This window comes from Endozoicomonas sp. OPT23 (genome assembly GCF_009653635.1).
In the GTDB taxonomy this organism is placed as follows: Bacteria; Pseudomonadota; Gammaproteobacteria; order Pseudomonadales; family Endozoicomonadaceae; genus Endozoicomonas_A.
In genome coordinates, this window is the sequence record NZ_PPFD01000005.1 from 113755 (window position 1) to 130139 (window position 16385).

The following is a 16385-nucleotide window of genomic DNA, read 5'->3' on the forward strand; positions in this document are numbered from 1 at the left end:
AAGCTATTGACAGGGTTTCGAGCACTCAATACGATGCCAGATTTCCCAACCTCTGCAGCAGCCTTATGCCTGAAAGCAAACAGCACTCCTTTCAAACCATCATCAGTGACGACTTTGAGCGGGTAAATCAATGTATCCGTGAGAAATTGTATTCTGACGTGACTCTTGTCAACCAGATCAGTCAGTACATCGTTCAGTCTGGTGGCAAGCGTCTTAGGCCTGTGCTGGTTCTGCTGGCAGCCAATGCCTGTGGTTATAAAGGGAAATCTCACATTCCTCTGGCCGCCATTATCGAACTGCTGCACACCGCAACGCTGCTTCATGATGATGTCGTGGATGAATCTAACCTGCGCAGAGGCAGGGACACCGCCAACGCCGTGTGGGGTAATGCCCCCAGTGTTCTGGTAGGCGATTTTCTCTATACCCGTGCCTTCCAGATGATGGTTGAACTGGATGCCATGCCATTGCTGCAGGTGCTGTCCAAGGCCACCAACGTACTCGCTGAAGGCGAAGTGATGCAGTTGATGAACATCAATGACGCCAGTGTCACAGAAGCCAACTACATGGAAGTGATTCGCTGCAAGACTGCCATGCTGTTTGAAGCCTCCACACATACCGCTGCACTGCTGTCCGGAGTCAATGATGAAGTCATTTCAGGACTGAAAGACTACGGTAACTTTCTGGGCATTGCTTTCCAGCTGGTTGACGATCTGCTGGACTATGAAGGCGACAGCGAGGCGATGGGAAAAAACCTCGGTGACGATCTGGCTGAAGGTAAGCCGACACTGCCTCTGATTCAGACACTGAAAACAGGCAGCGAAGCGGAAAAGAAACTGATTCGGGAAGCCATTGAGCAGGGCGGACTGGAACAGGTTAGCGATATTGTTGCTGCCGTAAAAAACTCCGGGGCTTTGAAATATACAGCCCGTATGGCTCAGGAATACTCTGAAAAAGCGATTGCCAGCCTTTCCGTACTGCCTGCTTCTGACCATCGCTCTGCACTTGAAGACCTGGCTAGATTTGCGGTTGCCCGCACCTACTAATACCCTGTTTTAATGACTTGATCTCCATGTCTGAATAGTTTTTTAAGAATTCAGACATGGAATTTAGGTTTGTGCGCCTGATCAAAAGCAAACTGTCCCAAGCGTTTTTTGCTGACTCTGGTTTTATAACCGGGAACGTTGATGTTCATTTGCTGCAGTTCAAGATTACCGGTGTTGAAGGTAAACGCCTGCGTCAGATACTGATCTTCGTGAGTAATAGGCTTTCTTGGATCCGGCACATAACCCAGAGCGTCAACCTCTGCCGCAAATCGCTTGATGGATGCATCCGTTTCGCCGGTACGATCCTTGCCACTTTTGCAGTTTATATGCCCATTGACACCAAGCTTAAAGGCCAACAATTGCAGCCGAATCACCATTTTATAAGCGTCTTCACCTTCTTTTTTATAATCTTTTGATGTCTGAAGGTCTCTTATCTGTTCAACAAGACTTCTTACAATCTGCTTCTCTTTGTCTGAAGCATTGCCCTCAAGGTATTCACCTGCCCAGCCACCAACCGCATCAAATGGCGTTGTTGAACCCATGATAACGGCTAAACCTTCATGGTTGATCTTTTCTGACTCTCCCCAGGCACCAGCCATCTTTTGTAATCCTGACAGCGAAATAGAGTTCACGCCATAGCTGGTATTGGCTACTTTCAGGTTAACTTTCAGTTCATTCTTTTTACCGGCACCATCCGTTAAAACCAACGGTTTTCCCGATCTTAACTGGCGCTCAATTTCTTTCAGGGCTGCAACCTGTTCTCTTTGCATCACCAATTCATCATCATGAAAGCCGGTCAAATGTCTGGCTTTGTCAGGAGAGAGCAGTGATGTTGATAACATTCTTAGTGGGATGGGTTGATCCATGGGGTGACCAGGATGATCATCCAGATACTGTTTGGCTGCAGCAGTAACAAGCTCCCGGGCCCGGTTAAGATTGGCTTCAGATCTCAGTTTTTTGTCTTTAATTCCATAAGCTGCAAGCGTTCCTGAACGTAACCCCCTGAAGAGTACTTTCTTACGGCCATTTTCAATTTTGCAGAATGAAGTCTGCCCCAGATTAACTGCGTGTTGTGCTTCTTTTTTCTGGGAAGATGCACGACCTGCACCTCGATACTGCTCAGAAAAAACATCATGATCGCCTTCACCCAGTTTCATTTGTGCTGCGGGCAGTTGCTCACTTTCATAGTGATTAACCTTACCCTGTATACGGACATCAAAGCGGTTACGCACAGTTTTCCAGTTTATCTCTGACATATGTTGACCACGAACATCCTTAAGCTTTTTTACCGCTTTCGCGCCAATCACTTCCGCCAGCTGGCTTTCTATTCGCTTACTGTAGTCCTTTGCTGTCACAACCTCAGGTGGATGCTGATTAGTTAATTTTTTTGACTGGCTGCTTTTTGGGGGGAAGTTATAATCAGTGTCAGCCCTGATAGCTTTCAGTTGCTCCATGTAATCCGTTTTCAGCTGAGAGAGCTTCTCCAGTTTTTCGGAACTGATTTTTTCCCTGGACTGCTTATAAACCTCATCCATTAACTTGAGAGCAGAAATAACCTCGTTTTCCTTAAAGGTTTGCCAGCCTTTATCACCTAAAGGATCTTCAATAAAGTCCAGCTCCAACTCAGTGATCAACTCAACCATTTGACCCAGCTGATGAATAAGATCTGACTTGATAGCACGGTTCAACTCATCAGGAATATGATGACCGGGACTGGCATGGTAATTCAGTTGCCTGATGAGAGAACGAGCCTGCTTTTGAGCCTCATCGATCTGTTCTTCATAGGTTTGAAACTGCAGTTTTTCCAGTGGTGAGCTGTTCAGAAGCTGTGCCGATTTTCGAGAAAAATGATCGGCATTAGACAGCAGTTTGACATCCCTTTCTGACAGCGCGACTTCATCTTTAAAAGGATCTTCCTTGAGCAGCTCCCCGGGCGTGGCATCCGGATCGTAATGCCCCATTGCCCACAGTTTAAGAGAACCAGGCAAAACAGTGGCACTGTCAGGTAACTGCTTCAATAAATAATCTGAAGTTTTGCTGGCCTGACTCGAATATAAAAACTGATGTTTACTGGTAATGTTCAGGGCAATTTTTTCAACCGTTTCAACATCCAGATCAATAACCGCTTCTGAAAACCCTAAACGTAATTGCTCTTCGTAATGCTGCTGCTCTTCATGACACAGTGAGTTCCAGTCGTGCCTGAAGACCTCTTGAAACGTTTCTCTGGCAAGTCCGGCTTCCATAAGCTCATTAACTATCTGTTTGTTCTGCTCCTTGATACCTCTGAGAAGACTGCAAGCTTTAGTTTCAAGGCGATGAACATCCCGCTGGCTGAGCTTTTTACTTTTCAGTTCGCCATCAAAATGACTGGCAATATAATCGCCGTATTTAGCTTTTAGCCCTTTAGATACCTGACTGCCATCCGCCGTACCCGACGTTTTTATTTCACCGTGTAATAATGGTTTGGCACTGACAGATCGGCCCTTCCAGCGACCTGAAGGAGGTGTAATCCCTTTCGGTTCAGACTGACCGCTCAACAAAGGGTTCAGAATCTGTTCAAGTGGTGCCAATGCTCAATTCCATGACAATTTGGAGTACAGTCGTAGTATCGGCTGAATTCAGCAAAGGTTTTCTATCTCCTGTCTCCTGTCATTACTTCTCTTTATATGGCCATGCCAGTCTCTCAGCCCTTGCATCGGGTAGGACAACTTGGATAGGATGCACAACAATTTTTATCGCAATTTCTATAGGCTTGCCAATCAGCACTGCTGTTTATGGCTTCCGTCCCAATTCGAAGATCTCTCATGTCAAATAACGCATTATCCCAGCAGGTTAGCGAGCGTCGTACCTTCGCTATAATTTCCCACCCTGACGCCGGTAAGACGACCATTACCGAAAAGCTGCTGTTGCTGGGTGGTGCTATCCAGATGGCCGGCACCGTCAAGGGTAAGAAAAGTGGCCGCATGGCAACATCCGACTGGATGAAGATGGAGCAGGAACGTGGTATCTCCATTACCACCTCTGTCATGCAGTTCCCTTACAAAGGTCGCACCGTCAACCTGCTGGATACCCCGGGACACGAGGACTTTTCTGAAGACACCTACCGTACCTTGACCGCCGTAGACAGCTGTTTAATGGTTATTGATGGCGCCAAGGGTGTCGAAGACCGGACCATTAAACTGATGGAAGTCTGCCGTCTTCGTGACACACCTATCTTCACCTTCGTCAACAAGATGGATCGTGAAGTTCGTGACCAGATTGAAGTGCTGGACGAAGTGGAAAGCATTCTGAAGATCAAGTGCGCACCTGTTACCTGGCCAATCAGCATGGGTAAGAACTTCAAAGGGGTTTATAACCTCTACACAGACACCATTCATGTCTTCACTCCAGGTCAGGGCCATATCATACCGGACGATATCAAGATTCAGGGACTGGATACCGATCAGGCACGGGAGTTGCTGGGTGATATTTACGAAGACTTCGCTGATGAAGTTGAACTGGTTCGTGGTGGCAGCCATGAATTTGATCTGGAAGAGTACCGTGCCGGCCGTATGACACCAGTATTCTTTGGTACCGCACTGGCTAACTTCGGTGTTCGTGAAATGCTGAACGATTTTACCGAGTGGGCCCCTGCCCCGTTGCCTCGCAGCACTGATCAGCGCAACGTTGAGCCAGATGAAGATAAGTTTTCCGGCTTTGTATTCAAGATTCAGGCCAATATGGACCCGAAGCACCGTGACCGTATCGCGTTCCTGCGTATCTGTTCCGGCAAGTACACCCGTAACATGAAGATGAAGCATGCACGCCTTGGCAAGGATATTAAAATTGCCGACGCGGTAACCTTCCTGGCCGGTGATCGCTCTCACGTTGAAGAAGCCATCTCTGGTGACATCATTGGTCTTCACAACCATGGTACCATCCAGATCGGTGATACCTTCAGCCAGGGTGAAGTGATCAAGTTCACCGGCATTCCACACTTTGCACCAGAACTCTTTCGTCGTGTACGCCTGAAAGATCCACTGAAACTTAAGCAACTCCAAAAAGGCCTGCAACAGCTATCAGAAGAAGGCGCCACCCAGCTGTTCATGCCAATAAACAACAATGACCTGATTCTGGGTGCCGTTGGTGTTCTGCAGTTTGATGTAGTTATGCGACGCCTGAAGGATGAGTATAAGGTTGAAGCGATTTACGAACCCGTCAATGTTCAAACGGCCCGCTGGACTCAGTCCACAGACGATCGCAAGCTGGAAGAGTTCAAACGCAAGTGTGCAGAGAACCTGGCAATAGACGGCGGCGGTCACTTGACCTACCTGGCACCAACCCGTGTTAACCTGTCTCTTTCTGAAGAACGTCACCCTGATATCGTGTTCCGTACAACTCGCGAACACTAATATTTTTTATTGCCTGGCCCGGAATCAATTCCGGGCGGCCTTTCATCTGCCCAACAGCAAATCACCTCATTCTGAACTATCTTTAAAAGCTGTTTACCCAGCCCGGATAGTTCATGAATGAAGCCACAACAACGACACCCAAGCCTCTAATAGTACAATCGTCCAAATATAAGCAGTGGCTGGAACCACTGGTTTTGATCGCCATTCTCTCTCTCTTTTTTGGTTATCTGGGCAGCAAAATGGGCGTTTCCAATATGCTCAATACGTTGTTCAACACAGCCCATCAATTGTTACTGCAAACCGTCCTTTTACTCATGGGGATTACCGTTCTTGCAGGCGCCCTGGGCAGACTGTTGACCGAGTTCCATGTTGTAGCGCTTATGGAGCGATTGCTCAGCCCACTTATGCGTCCGGTCTTTAACCTGCCTGGCAGAGCGGCAATGGCAGCCATCATCACGTTCTTCTCGGACAACCCTGCCATCATCGGGTTAGCTCGGGACAAACGATTCAGCCATAACTTCAAAACTATTGAACTGATCTCATTAACCAATTTTGGTACTGCTTTTGGCATGGGATTGATAAGTGTCACCTTTATGGCCACACTAAAAGCACCGGACGGGCAGAACTTCTTTCAAGCGGCGCTGATTGGGCTGATGGGCGCTCTGGTAGGCGCCGTTATCTCAACCCGCTTAATGCAGCGGCTGTGCAAAAAAGAGCTCCTGAACCACCCAGTCCACATTACCAATGGCGGCTCAACGACTAACGTCCATGAAAACCATTTGGGTTCTATCTGGTTAAGGGCTTTAAATTCGATACTCGATGGTGGCAAGTCTGGCGTAGAGATGGGAATAGCCATTATTCCCGGTGTATTGATCATCAGTACATTTGTAATGATTCTCACCTTCGGTGGTCCAGAAGCCGGATACACCGGAACGGCTTTTGAGGGCGTGGCTCTGCTGCCCGCTCTGGCTCAATATCTGGCTGTTCCTTTTCATTACCTGTTTGGTTTTGATAACCCCGAACTGATCGCCTTTCCTATTACATCTCTGGGGGCTGTTGGCGCGGCTCTGTCACTGGTTCCCAACTTTATTGAAAGAGGTATCGTATCTGAAAGCGATATCGCAGTGTTTACGGCAATGGGTATGTGTCTGAGTGGTTTCCTGAGTACTCATACCGCCATGCTGGATACTCTGGGTTTCAGGAAAATGACGTCAAAAGCCATTCTTTCTCATACCGTGGGCGGCGTATGTGCTGGCGTGGCGGCTCGCTACCTTTACCTCCTTATCAGTAGCTTTTCGTAAGGTTTTTAATGAAGAAGTGTGACAAGGAGAAATTGCAAGGGCAGCCAAAAACTACCCTTGCCAAATTGCTTCTAGGAGCCTGTCGGACTTAGCCGACCGTAGCGAGAAAAAATCCGGTTTGAGACAATTTTGGCGATCATTTGAGGCGAATAGCTAGCTATTCAACGAAAAGGATCGTCAAAAATGGCCAAATCCGGCTTTTTCGTAGTAGGTCAGTGGTAAGTCCGACAGGCTCCTAGTTGTTGATGTCAGTGCTTCATCGCACTGTGAGCCATATCCTTCTTCTGATTTCTCATATCCATTACAGGTACTTTTACGGTCGCTGTGTCACCATCGGAAAAGCGCAGCGTAATGTCTACCTGATCACCCGCCTTCATGGAACGCTTCAAGCCCATCATCATGACATGGTAGCCACCACTCTGTAGCTTCACCTGACCGTTAGCGGGCACTGGAATGCCACCTTCAACCTTGAACATGCGCATCATTTCCCCTTCCATTTTATGGCCATGCAGTTCAACTCGTGCTGCCACATCGCTTTCAGCAGCGATCAGGGTAATGTTTTTATTTTCTTTGTTGTCGATGGTCAGAAAAGCCGCTGAATTAGTCGATACTGCCGGAACGGCTCTGGCCATAGGCTTACTGATTTCAACATTAGCAGCCTGAGTTGTTGCAGAAAAACCTGCTACCATCGCCGTCGCCAGAGCCAGTTTTTTTATCAGTTGCATGAAATTATCCCTTCAATTCAAATGTGACAGTAATCAATGATTGTTCTGATTCTATTTCCAGTCTGGCCAACCAGACCATGTCCTGAGTAATCGTGCAGTAGGAAATATAGCCTGTACCTTCGAAATGCTGTCTGCTTCCCTGCTCTTCATCTGAAAAAAGCTGAAACGGTGCAAGATTCATAGCCATATCTCGCCCCTGAAACTGCATAGATACTCGTTCAGCATCAATACCATTCAGCGTGATCGATATATCCAGAGGTTTCATAACAGGTAGGCTGTCAGGTTCAATATCAAGAACTACCTGTCTTTCTGGCAGTACCAGACTGCACTCTTTTTCAAGGTCACAAACCACCTTGAAACTCTCTATTGCTTTGTTCTCGACACCAGCTTTCTGCCAATATTTCTTGATCGCCGGAAACAGAAGAATGAGTATCAGCGCCAAACCTGAGACAATAAATGTTGTGTACTGCTTAATTTTCATCACACTAAAATAACAAATAGTATGCACTCAACCAATGCCAATAACCGAGCCTGATCAGAATGCTTACTGAATCAACAGTGATCCATGGTGAAATGTTTGACAGCCACTGCCATCTTGATTTTCAGGACTTTGCCCTGGATCGCTCCGAAATTCTCAGCCAGTGTTCAGAAGCTGGAGTTAAGCATATCTGCATTCCCGGTGTCAGTGAGCTGAGCTGGTCAAATCTTTTATCGATAGTTTCCCAGCCCAACTTGCCCGTATCGCTGTACTCTGCATTGGGGCTTCATCCTTATTATCAGGACGAGCACCAGCATTGTCACCTAGACAAATTGTCGCACTTGCTTGAGCATGAAAAAGAGAGCATTTTCGCTATTGGCGAGATAGGGCTGGATTTCGCACTGCCAGAGACAAACCAGGAATCCCAGCTTTTTTATTTCGATCAGCAACTGGAGCTGGCACAGCAATTTCAATTGCCTGTTATTATTCATGCTCGAAAAAGCCATGACCGGGTTTTACAGAGATTAAGGAAAGTCGAAGTTGCCAGAGGAGGAATTATTCATGCTTTTTCAGGCAGCAGACAGCAGGCGGAACAATATATCGATCTGGGTTTCAAACTTGGTTTCGGTGGAGGCGTAACCTATGAGCGAGCCAGAAAAACACGAGAGCTGGCCAGCAGCCTGCCTATAACATCCATTGTTCTTGAGACCGACTCCCCTGATATGCCGCTGTCTGGTTTCCAGGGCCAGAGAAACACACCATTGCAACTGCCTCTGGTTGCTGAGGCCATTGCAGCATTGAGAAAGATAAGTGTTGCAGAGTTAATTAGCCAAACGACTTCTACTAGCTGTGAGATCCTTTTACCGAAGCAGCTAGACTGAAGAAACTAAAGCGATGCTGGACTAATACAATAAGTGGAACCTAATCGCGGGACTGCCTTTTCAGAACTTTTTTAGCTCTTTGCCTGACCATTTTCTGCTTCAGGCTGGAAAGCTTATCGATAAACAGAACACCATCCAGATGATCAATTTCATGTTGAAAGGCTTCGGCGAGTATTCCCTCACCTTCCATTTCATAAATCTCGCCTCTTCGATCCTGAGCCCTGATTTTCACCCAGCCTGATCTCTTAATTGCAGCCCAGCAACCTGGAAGAGACAGACAGCCCATCTCCATTTTTTGTGACCCTGAAGATTCAATAATCTCCGGATTTATCAACACCAGCTGCTGGCTTTTATCAGCGGTCACATCAATCACCGCAAGCCTGATATCCAGACCAACCTGAGTTGCCGCCAAACCAGCGCCTCGCACCTCATACATGGTCTCGAACATATCATCGATGGTTGTTTGTAAAGACTCACCGAAATCAGTGACAGCTTTGGTTGGAGTGCGCAATACCGGATTAGACTCAGGAACCAGATGAAGGATTGCCATAATGCGTGCTCTGCCCATTATTCGAAGTTACTTCATCAAATATAGACAGAAAGGAATAAGTCCTGCACGTTGCAGGAGTAAAAAGGCAGAGTTTTTTCGAGCAGATACAAAAAAGGCCTGAAATAATCAGGCCTTTTTGAAATATGGTCGGGGTAGAGAGATTCGAACTCCCGACATCCTGCTCCCAAAGCAGGCGCGCTACCAGACTGCGCTATACCCCGAACGGTTGCCTTGTTTATACTCTCGGCCAGAGTTAAAAATGGTCGGGGTAGAGAGATTCGAACTCCCGACATCCTGCTCCCAAAGCAGGCGCGCTACCAGACTGCGCTATACCCCGAACGATTGCCTTATTTATACTCTCGGCCAGAGTTAAAAATGGTCGGGGTAGAGAGATTCGAACTCCCGACATCCTGCTCCCAAAGCAGGCGCGCTACCAGACTGCGCTATACCCCGTCCTTTATTCCTGAAAGACATGCCTGGAAAGCATGCCGGAGATGAACAACGACTGTCGTCATCAACGGAACGGCGGCTAATCTATCAAAAGGTTTTGATTTTTACAAAAGTAATTTCCACATATTCCTGCAGAATCGCGAAAAGTGTGCCAAACGACGCTCAGCACACTCTATTTCATTAGCAATCTAGATCTTGTAGGTCACTGAGAAGTAGTGAGCAAAGCCAGTGGTTTTGAGCTTATCTGCGCCTCCACCTATTGGCTGACTATCTTTCACTGTGTATACATCATGGAAGTACTTCAAACCATAACCAGCAGCAAAGCGGTCTGAGTGCCAGTAAATTCCATTAAACCAGTCAAAGCCTGTTTCTGTATGTGTCTGTATTTTCTTGTCGTAGTCTTTATCAGCACCAAAACGGAAGTCAAAATATCCCTGATAAGAGATAAAAGTCTTATTCTCAAAGAAGTAGAACGGTTTGAACCAGTTACCGGTTAACTGAAAACCATCCCATTTCTTGTTATTCAGGTCATAGACTCCCATGAGATTCAAACCAGTAGTGCCAAGCCAGGGCACTTCCAGATCAATCCCAACGCCCCAATTGGATTCATTAGTGTCACTATCAGTAATTGGTTTACCGCTTTTATCAAATAATGTTTTACCTCCACCACCGATATTAAACAGGGTAGAGAAATAAATTTCTTTCACTGGGCCAAATGATAGATCCCTGCCAGTAAGCGCATCTATAGAAAATCGGGGAGCCAGCTTCATAAACATTTTACTCTGACCTTTTTTATCACTATCGCTGGAGTTGGTCAGATTAAACACGTCCACATAGCCATAGAGAGATAGTGCTCCAGAGCGGCCGCCAAACTCCATTTCAAGGTAATCATGGCCATCATGTTTAGCATGCTCAGGCCTTGGCAACTCCTTCAATGCATACATCAGATTAAACTGCATCCATTTATAATCATTTTTATGGATATCATCCGAGTAATCAGCGGCATTTACGCTCATTGCCAGAAGAGCCAGTGACGAGGAAAAGACAGCGGGTTTCAGACACTTCATGACCAGTGGTTCCGACGTTACAGAATCAGAAAAGACAAACAACCTTGCGAACAGCATCCGGTATTCATCTACTTGCTATAAAAAGTAGACCAGATCTGAGAAGGTACACAGGAAATCAGAAGGTAATAATGTCAAAGGCTGACAGACAAAAGTCAGAAGGAAGTTCAGATAAACTTCCTTCCTCTACTGTATCGGAGCTTATAAATATCGGCTTTCGAGGTGTTGTTTAAAATACTCGGGATTAAGTACTTCTCCGGTAGCGTTTTTCATTAGCGTATCTGTATCGTGACAGCTTCCCTGTGACCAGATATTTTGCTTCAGCCAGTCAAATACCGGGGCCAATTCACCCTCAGCAATCATTCGGTCAATATCAGGCAGTTGACGTCGAATAGCGGCAAACTGCTGAGCAGCATACATAGCGCCGAGCGTATAACTTGGGAAGTAGCCAAATGATCCATCCGTCCAGTGAATATCCTGCATTGGGCCGTTCTTATAATCCCCTTCAGTATTCAACCCCAGATACTGTTTCATTCTGACATTCCATTGATCAGGAATATCATCAACCTCCATCTCGCCCTCAACCAATGCTTTTTCAATTTCATAGCGGAGAATGACATGGGCCGGATATGTCACTTCATCAGCGTCAACACGAATCAGTCCCGGCTTGACCCTCGTATAAAGCGTTTGAAGATTACCAAGACTCAGCTCAGGCTGATGACCAAAGTGCTTATGAATGACAGGCTGAATCAGTTCAAGGAAATTGGGGTGCCTTCCTATTTGCATTTCAAAAAGCAGTGACTGACTTTCATGAACCCCCATAGATCGTGCCGTTGCTACTGGCTGACTGATCAACTCCCTAGGCAGGTTTTGTTCATAACGGGCATGACCTGTTTCATGCACCACACCCATAAGAGACTGGGTAAAATCCGATTCGTCATAGCGGGTTGTGATCCGCACATCTTCCGGAACACCACCACAAAAAGGATGCATACTGACATCGAGCCGACCGGCATTAAAATCAAAACCCAACTGGCTCATTACCTCACGTCCCAGAGCTTCCTGTGAGGGTATAGAAAAGGGCCCTTTAGGTTCATCAAACTGTTCGGACTGTTGTTTTTGTGCCACTTTTTGAATCAATTCCGGCAGCCAACTGCTTACTTCTCCGAAAATTCGATCCAGTGTTTCACTGGTCATACCGGGTTCGTATAAATTGAGTAAAGCGTCATAACGAGAGCAGCCTCTGGCTTCTGCCCGTATAGTCGCCTCTCTTCGACTCAGTTCAACAACAGGCCTTAGATTCTCGGCGAACCCCGCCCAATCGTTTTGGCCTCTCTGGGTACGCCAGGCGTGCTCACATCTCGCACCTGCCTGACTTTTTTCACGCACCAGATCTTCAGGCAACAGACTTCTGTTTTGCCACTCAACAAACATTTCATTGAGATTCGCAGACTGCCAGTTATCCAGCTGTTCTTCCCGGGCCTTGTCAAACAACTCAGACCAATCCGGTGCCGCTACATGCTGATGCATGATCACCTGCAACTCAGCCATTGCATCCGCTCTGGCCTGATGACTGCCGGAAGGCATCATTGTCGCACTGTCCCAGTTTGCCATAGAGCCAAGGTGAGACAGTTGATGGAGTCGATGAAAACGACTGTACAGTTCCTGATAGGCTCTCATTGATCTTTTACTCTTGTTTTTTGTCATCGAAGGTATTCAATAAGCTGGTATACAAAAGCCAACTTAGTGATTGATTCTAATACGCAGAGTTTCAGTTTAACCTAACTCAGGTTATTCAAAGCAAACCTGAGACGATTTCAGTCGCAGCAGATGGTTAAGGGACATTATTTTGAGAATTTCATTAACTGTCTGAAGAAGAGTATTTTGACGACGGGGGATTTCAGGAACTTTGTTTTTATAGCATCTCTGCTAACAGGAGCTGCTTGTAAACCCTGTTAGCAGAGAGACTGCTCGTCAGCTGTCTTTCAATCGACGACACTCTTTCAGAGTATCCGAAATCATGAAGGCCAATTCCAGGGCCTGATCAGCATTCAACCTTGGATCACAGTGAGTGTGGTAGCGATTACCCAAAGCCGCTTCCGTAACCGGCTTGGAGCCACCAACGCATTCGGTGACATTCTGACCGGTCATTTCAAAGTGAACACCACCAGCGTGCGTACCTTCAGCCTGATGAACGGCGAAGAACTGCTTCACTTCTTTCAGTACATTGCTGACTTCGCGGGTCTTATAACCGTTAGAAGCTTTGTAGGTGTTGCCATGCATTGGATCACAGCTCCACAGTACATTTTTACCTTCACGCTCAACGGCACGAATCAGCTTTGGCAGATTCTGTTCAACCTGATCAGCACCCATACGAACAATAACGTTCATACGGCCTGCTTCGTTTTCAGGGTTGATCAAATCAATCAATCGCAGCAGGTCTTCTTCCGGCATAGTTGGGCCAGCCTTCACACCAATCGGATTATGGATACCACGAACGTATTCAACGTGGGCACCGTCCACTTGGCGGGTTCTGTCACCCACCCAAAGCATATGGGCAGAACAGTCATACCAGTCTCCCGTCAGACTGTCACGACGGGTCAGCGCCTGCTCGTAAGGTAACAGTAGAGCTTCGTGGGAGGTATAAAAGTTGGTCTCGTTGATCACTCGTGAATGTTCTGACGAAATACCACAGGCTTTCATAAAGTTCAGCGTTTCATCAATTCGGTCTGCCAGATTACTGTACTGAGCTGTCTGGGGACTATTAGCTACAAAGTCCAGGTTCCAGGCATGTACCTTCTCCAACGACCCCAGCCCGCCCTGAGCAAATGCTCGCAACAGGTTCAGCGTTGATGAAGCCTGATTGTAAGCCTTCAACATACGTTCCGGGTCAGGGATACGGGACTCGGCAGTAAACTCGGTACCATTGATAATGTCGCCACGGTAAATTGGCAGCTCAATACCATCAATAGTTTCTGTGCCCGTGGTTCTTGGCTTGGCAAATTGCCCGGCCATACGCCCCACTTTGATCACTGGGCAACTGGCACCAAATGTCAGCACCACGGCCATCTGCATCAGCACTTTGAAGGTGTCACGAATATTGTCTGCACTGAACTCCAGAAAACTCTCGGCGCAGTCACCACCCTGAAGCAAAAAGGCATCACCCCGGGTTGCTTCGGCAAGGCGGGATTTAAGCTCGCGAACCTCACCAGCAAAAACCAGAGGAGGCAGTTTTCCAAGATTTTGCTCCACCTGTTGCAGATGTTGCTTATCAGGGTACTCTGGCAGCTGGACGACAGGCATGTCTCTCCAGCTGTCTATTTGCCATTGATTCATTAACTCCTCACAGGGCATAGAGCGTCTAGTTAGAAAAGCGGCCATCTTACCTGAAAAGCAGCTACAAAGCTTCGGTTAACAACCGCTGCAAAGGCACTTCAGGCCGCAGACAATAAAAAGTCTAGCCGTTAATTTCAGCAACTCTTCTTTGCCTTTACATCAGAGCTCTGGTATACAGTATCTTCCGAATAGAAGTACGTTTAGATACTTAATCAATGAATTATATTCTGTCTGGCACCAAGACCATTATGAAACGCGGCATTATCATGCGCTGCGGGGTCTGTGCTGGATAGCTGAAAAGCTCGAAACAACAGACCCCCGCACCAGACAAGGTTCGGGGGTTTTTTTTTGCATACGATTTTTGATCAACAATAAGAACGGAGACGAACGTGAGCGAACTGAAACTGAGACTGGTCACAACAGGCAACCTAGCCAGCCTGGAGAAAGTGCTTCACTCCAGCGCAGAAGACGGCCTGAAAGTCAGCAACTTCTCAGCTGAGTTACTGCCAGAGCGAGGGCATTACGAAGTGACTATGTCAGTATCCGGCTTTACCAGCCAGAATCAGGTCGTTAGTAAACTGGCGATGGACGAAACAGTGCGTGAGCTGACACCGATTCGTCGCTGATAAAGCCAGTCACTTTTATAGGAGAGCCCGACAGGAGAACATCCAACAGGAGACGGTAGTCAGTCTCCTGTTGCGATGGGCCGAGATTCATCGGTGATCCACTCACTCCAGGAACCTGGATAGAGTTTGGTGTTTGCCATTCCTGCGTGTTCCATTGCCAGAATATTATGGCAGGCTGTTACGCCAGAACCACAGTAATGCACCACTTCAAGATCATTATTTAACAGGTCTGAAAACCTGTCTCTAAGCTGTTCCGGTGGAAGAAAGCTGCCATTCTCATCCATATTTTCAAGAAAGGGTCGGCAAACCGCTCCAGGAATATGCCCGGCCTTACCATCTAGTGGTTCCACTTTTCCGGCAAACCTCTCATGGGCTCTGGCATCAACCAGTTGAAAGACAGGCTCTTGCAACTGGGCTGCAACCTCTTCTGCACTGAGCAATATATGGCTCTGAGGATTGGCGGAAAATTCACTGGGTTCTATTTCCGGTTTTTCTGTCGTTAGAGGGTACCTATCACCCTGCCAGGACTTGATACCACCATGAAGCACCTGCACTTTCTCCACGCCGACCCAGCGAAGCTGCCACCAGGCACGTGCAGCCATGGCATGGCCACCATCATCATAAACCACGACATGACTGTCGGAACGGACTCCGAACTTGCATAAAAGGCGGGCAAAATCATCAGGTTTTGGAAGAGGGTGTCGACTGGTTTTCCCGAGGATCACCGGGGCAGAAAGATCTTTCTCAAGATCCAGGTAACGTGCTTCTGGAATATGACCCTGCAGATAGTATTGGTAGCCAAGATCAGCGTCAGCCTGCCCCAGGGTGAACCGGCAATCAATGATGATAACCCTCGAGTCATGCAAAAGGGTTGCGAGCACTTCGGGTTCAATTAAAGGAGACATCCTTTATCCACCTCATCTGTTAACCGGATACGAACAGACACTTCTGAAGAGCCTGCTGCAACAATTCAGAAATATGTATAAACAGAATGAGGTTAACACTGAAGAAAAGAAAGGCAAATTGACCAGAATGAGATCTGTGTCAGAAAAGCAATGACCCGCCTGTCCCTGGCAGGTTTCACATCCTTGTGAAAGTTGCTGTCCTTGCAAGGCTTACAGTACCAATTTCAATGTTAACCTTACTATGGGAGTTCTCACCGGATTCGTGTAGGAAATATCCTACACGACGCTTTTCACAGTTCACTGACTGCCTTGTTCTGGCTGAGGCTTGTCCACCACTTCATCATCAATCAGAATTTTCTCTGAGAGAATATCCCTGACATTTTCATCTTTTTCATTCTGGTCAATCACGATACGGGTGATTTCCGAGTCCAGTTCATCGGCTTCGTCATCTTCCGGGTCAGCAACATTAAGTTCACCTTCAGGTATGGACAGATCCAGTACCACATTGCTCTCTTCCTGCTGAATATCATCAGCCTGTTCACCCACAGGGTCAGACAGATACATAAAGGCTGCAATCAGCAAAACTACCAGGCCCAGAGCCAAAGCAATCATATGCCCTTTTTTCATACTCTCCA

The 16385-nt window shown here is 47.1% G+C and carries 14 protein-coding genes and 3 tRNA genes; 5 read left to right on the plus strand and 12 right to left on the minus strand.

Going from position 1 to position 16385, the window contains the following annotated elements; genetic code table 11:
• Window positions 1–65 precede the first annotated feature (65 nt).
• Window positions 66–1043 carry an octaprenyl diphosphate synthase gene (gene ispB / locus EOPP23_RS12170; protein ID WP_153766267.1) on the plus strand — a complete coding sequence of 326 codons (978 nt, stop codon included), beginning with the start codon at window positions 66–68 and terminating at the stop codon, window positions 1041–1043.
• A 50-nt stretch (window positions 1044–1093) separates the two neighbouring features.
• Here the strand turns inward: ispB and EOPP23_RS12175 are convergent, their stop codons facing one another.
• Window positions 1094–3613, minus strand: a complete 2520-nt coding sequence (locus EOPP23_RS12175; RefSeq protein ID WP_153766268.1) for an inositol phosphate phosphatase SopB — start codon at window positions 3611–3613, stop codon at window positions 1094–1096.
• Between the two features lie 234 nt (window positions 3614–3847).
• On the opposite strand from EOPP23_RS12175, the gene EOPP23_RS12180 reads away from it, so the two are divergent.
• The gene (locus tag EOPP23_RS12180) at window positions 3848–5434 is read left to right on the plus strand and encodes a peptide chain release factor 3 (protein WP_153766269.1); all 1587 of its coding nucleotides are present in this window, start codon (window positions 3848–3850) and stop codon (window positions 5432–5434) included.
• Between the two features lie 113 nt (window positions 5435–5547).
• Window positions 5548–6735, plus strand: coding sequence for a nucleoside recognition domain-containing protein (locus EOPP23_RS12185; RefSeq protein ID WP_153766270.1), 1188 nt, complete (start codon window positions 5548–5550; stop codon window positions 6733–6735).
• Window positions 6736–6983: 248 nt separating this feature from the next.
• Here the strand turns inward: EOPP23_RS12185 and EOPP23_RS12190 are convergent, their stop codons facing one another.
• Window positions 6984–7460, minus strand: coding sequence for a copper chaperone PCu(A)C (locus tag EOPP23_RS12190; RefSeq protein WP_153766271.1), 477 nt, complete (start codon window positions 7458–7460; stop codon window positions 6984–6986).
• A 4-nt stretch (window positions 7461–7464) separates the two neighbouring features.
• A complete protein-coding gene (locus EOPP23_RS12195) occupies window positions 7465–7941 on the minus strand; it encodes a hypothetical protein (protein WP_153766272.1) in 477 nt (158 codons plus the stop codon).
• 59 nt (window positions 7942–8000) lie between these two features.
• Between EOPP23_RS12195 and EOPP23_RS12200 the strand changes: the two genes are divergently transcribed.
• Complete coding sequence (locus tag EOPP23_RS12200; RefSeq protein ID WP_228550704.1) at window positions 8001–8819, plus strand: TatD family hydrolase; 819 nt, start codon at window positions 8001–8003, stop codon at window positions 8817–8819.
• Window positions 8820–8859: 40 nt separating this feature from the next.
• Here the strand turns inward: EOPP23_RS12200 and def are convergent, their stop codons facing one another.
• From def to EOPP23_RS12235, 7 genes are all read right to left on the minus strand, one after another.
• Window positions 8860–9369: a peptide deformylase gene (def, locus tag EOPP23_RS12205; protein ID WP_153766273.1), complete on the minus strand. Its 510-nt coding sequence runs from the start codon at window positions 9367–9369 to the stop codon at window positions 8860–8862.
• Window positions 9370–9513: 144 nt separating this feature from the next.
• A tRNA-Pro gene (locus EOPP23_RS12210) sits at window positions 9514–9590 on the minus strand.
• Between the two features lie 39 nt (window positions 9591–9629).
• A tRNA-Pro gene (locus tag EOPP23_RS12215) sits at window positions 9630–9706 on the minus strand.
• A gap of 39 nt (window positions 9707–9745) precedes the next feature.
• Window positions 9746–9822 (minus strand) — tRNA-Pro (locus tag EOPP23_RS12220).
• A gap of 185 nt (window positions 9823–10007) precedes the next feature.
• Window positions 10008–10886 (minus strand): outer membrane protein OmpK, encoded by an 879-nt coding sequence (locus tag EOPP23_RS12225; protein ID WP_153766274.1) that lies wholly within the window; start codon window positions 10884–10886, stop codon window positions 10008–10010.
• Between the two features lie 198 nt (window positions 10887–11084).
• Entirely contained in the window at window positions 11085–12590 is a 1506-nt protein-coding gene (locus tag EOPP23_RS12230; protein WP_153766275.1) for a carboxypeptidase M32, read from the minus strand.
• Between the two features lie 267 nt (window positions 12591–12857).
• Window positions 12858–14219: a class II 3-deoxy-7-phosphoheptulonate synthase gene (locus tag EOPP23_RS12235; RefSeq protein ID WP_153766276.1), complete on the minus strand. Its 1362-nt coding sequence runs from the start codon at window positions 14217–14219 to the stop codon at window positions 12858–12860.
• Between the two features lie 389 nt (window positions 14220–14608).
• Here EOPP23_RS12235 and EOPP23_RS12240 point away from each other — a divergent pair, with 389 nt between their 5' ends.
• Window positions 14609–14845 carry a hypothetical protein gene (locus EOPP23_RS12240; RefSeq protein WP_153766277.1) on the plus strand — a complete coding sequence of 79 codons (237 nt, stop codon included), beginning with the start codon at window positions 14609–14611 and terminating at the stop codon, window positions 14843–14845.
• Window positions 14846–14904: 59 nt separating this feature from the next.
• Here EOPP23_RS12240 and EOPP23_RS12245 read toward each other — a convergent pair whose 3' ends face one another.
• Both EOPP23_RS12245 and EOPP23_RS12250 read right to left on the minus strand, forming a co-directional pair.
• Window positions 14905–15750: a sulfurtransferase gene (locus EOPP23_RS12245; protein WP_153766278.1), complete on the minus strand. Its 846-nt coding sequence runs from the start codon at window positions 15748–15750 to the stop codon at window positions 14905–14907.
• Between the two features lie 297 nt (window positions 15751–16047).
• Window positions 16048–16377, minus strand: a complete 330-nt coding sequence (locus EOPP23_RS12250; RefSeq protein WP_153766279.1) for a hypothetical protein — start codon at window positions 16375–16377, stop codon at window positions 16048–16050.
• Window positions 16378–16385 lie beyond the last annotated feature (8 nt).

Excerpts from the sequence above, each read along its gene's own strand:
- ispB (WP_153766267.1), top strand. The coding sequence starts at position 66 with ATGCCTGAAAGCAAACAGCACTCCTTTCAAACCATCATCAGTGACGAC.
- EOPP23_RS12230 (WP_153766275.1), bottom strand. The coding sequence starts at position 12,590 with ATGACAAAAAACAAGAGTAAAAGATCAATGAGAGCCTATCAGGAACTG.
- EOPP23_RS12180 (WP_153766269.1), top strand. The coding sequence starts at position 3,848 with ATGTCAAATAACGCATTATCCCAGCAGGTTAGCGAGCGTCGTACCTTC.
- EOPP23_RS12235 (WP_153766276.1), bottom strand. The coding sequence starts at position 14,219 with ATGAATCAATGGCAAATAGACAGCTGGAGAGACATGCCTGTCGTCCAG.
- EOPP23_RS12195 (WP_153766272.1), bottom strand. The coding sequence starts at position 7,941 with ATGAAAATTAAGCAGTACACAACATTTATTGTCTCAGGTTTGGCGCTG.
- EOPP23_RS12225 (WP_153766274.1), bottom strand. The coding sequence starts at position 10,886 with ATGAAGTGTCTGAAACCCGCTGTCTTTTCCTCGTCACTGGCTCTTCTG.
- EOPP23_RS12190 (WP_153766271.1), bottom strand. The coding sequence starts at position 7,460 with ATGCAACTGATAAAAAAACTGGCTCTGGCGACGGCGATGGTAGCAGGT.
- EOPP23_RS12245 (WP_153766278.1), bottom strand. The coding sequence starts at position 15,750 with ATGTCTCCTTTAATTGAACCCGAAGTGCTCGCAACCCTTTTGCATGAC.
- def (WP_153766273.1), bottom strand. The coding sequence starts at position 9,369 with ATGGCAATCCTTCATCTGGTTCCTGAGTCTAATCCGGTATTGCGCACT.
- EOPP23_RS12250 (WP_153766279.1), bottom strand. The coding sequence starts at position 16,377 with ATGAAAAAAGGGCATATGATTGCTTTGGCTCTGGGCCTGGTAGTTTTG.
- EOPP23_RS12185 (WP_153766270.1), top strand. The coding sequence starts at position 5,548 with ATGAATGAAGCCACAACAACGACACCCAAGCCTCTAATAGTACAATCG.
- EOPP23_RS12200 (WP_228550704.1), top strand. The coding sequence starts at position 8,001 with ATGCTTACTGAATCAACAGTGATCCATGGTGAAATGTTTGACAGCCAC.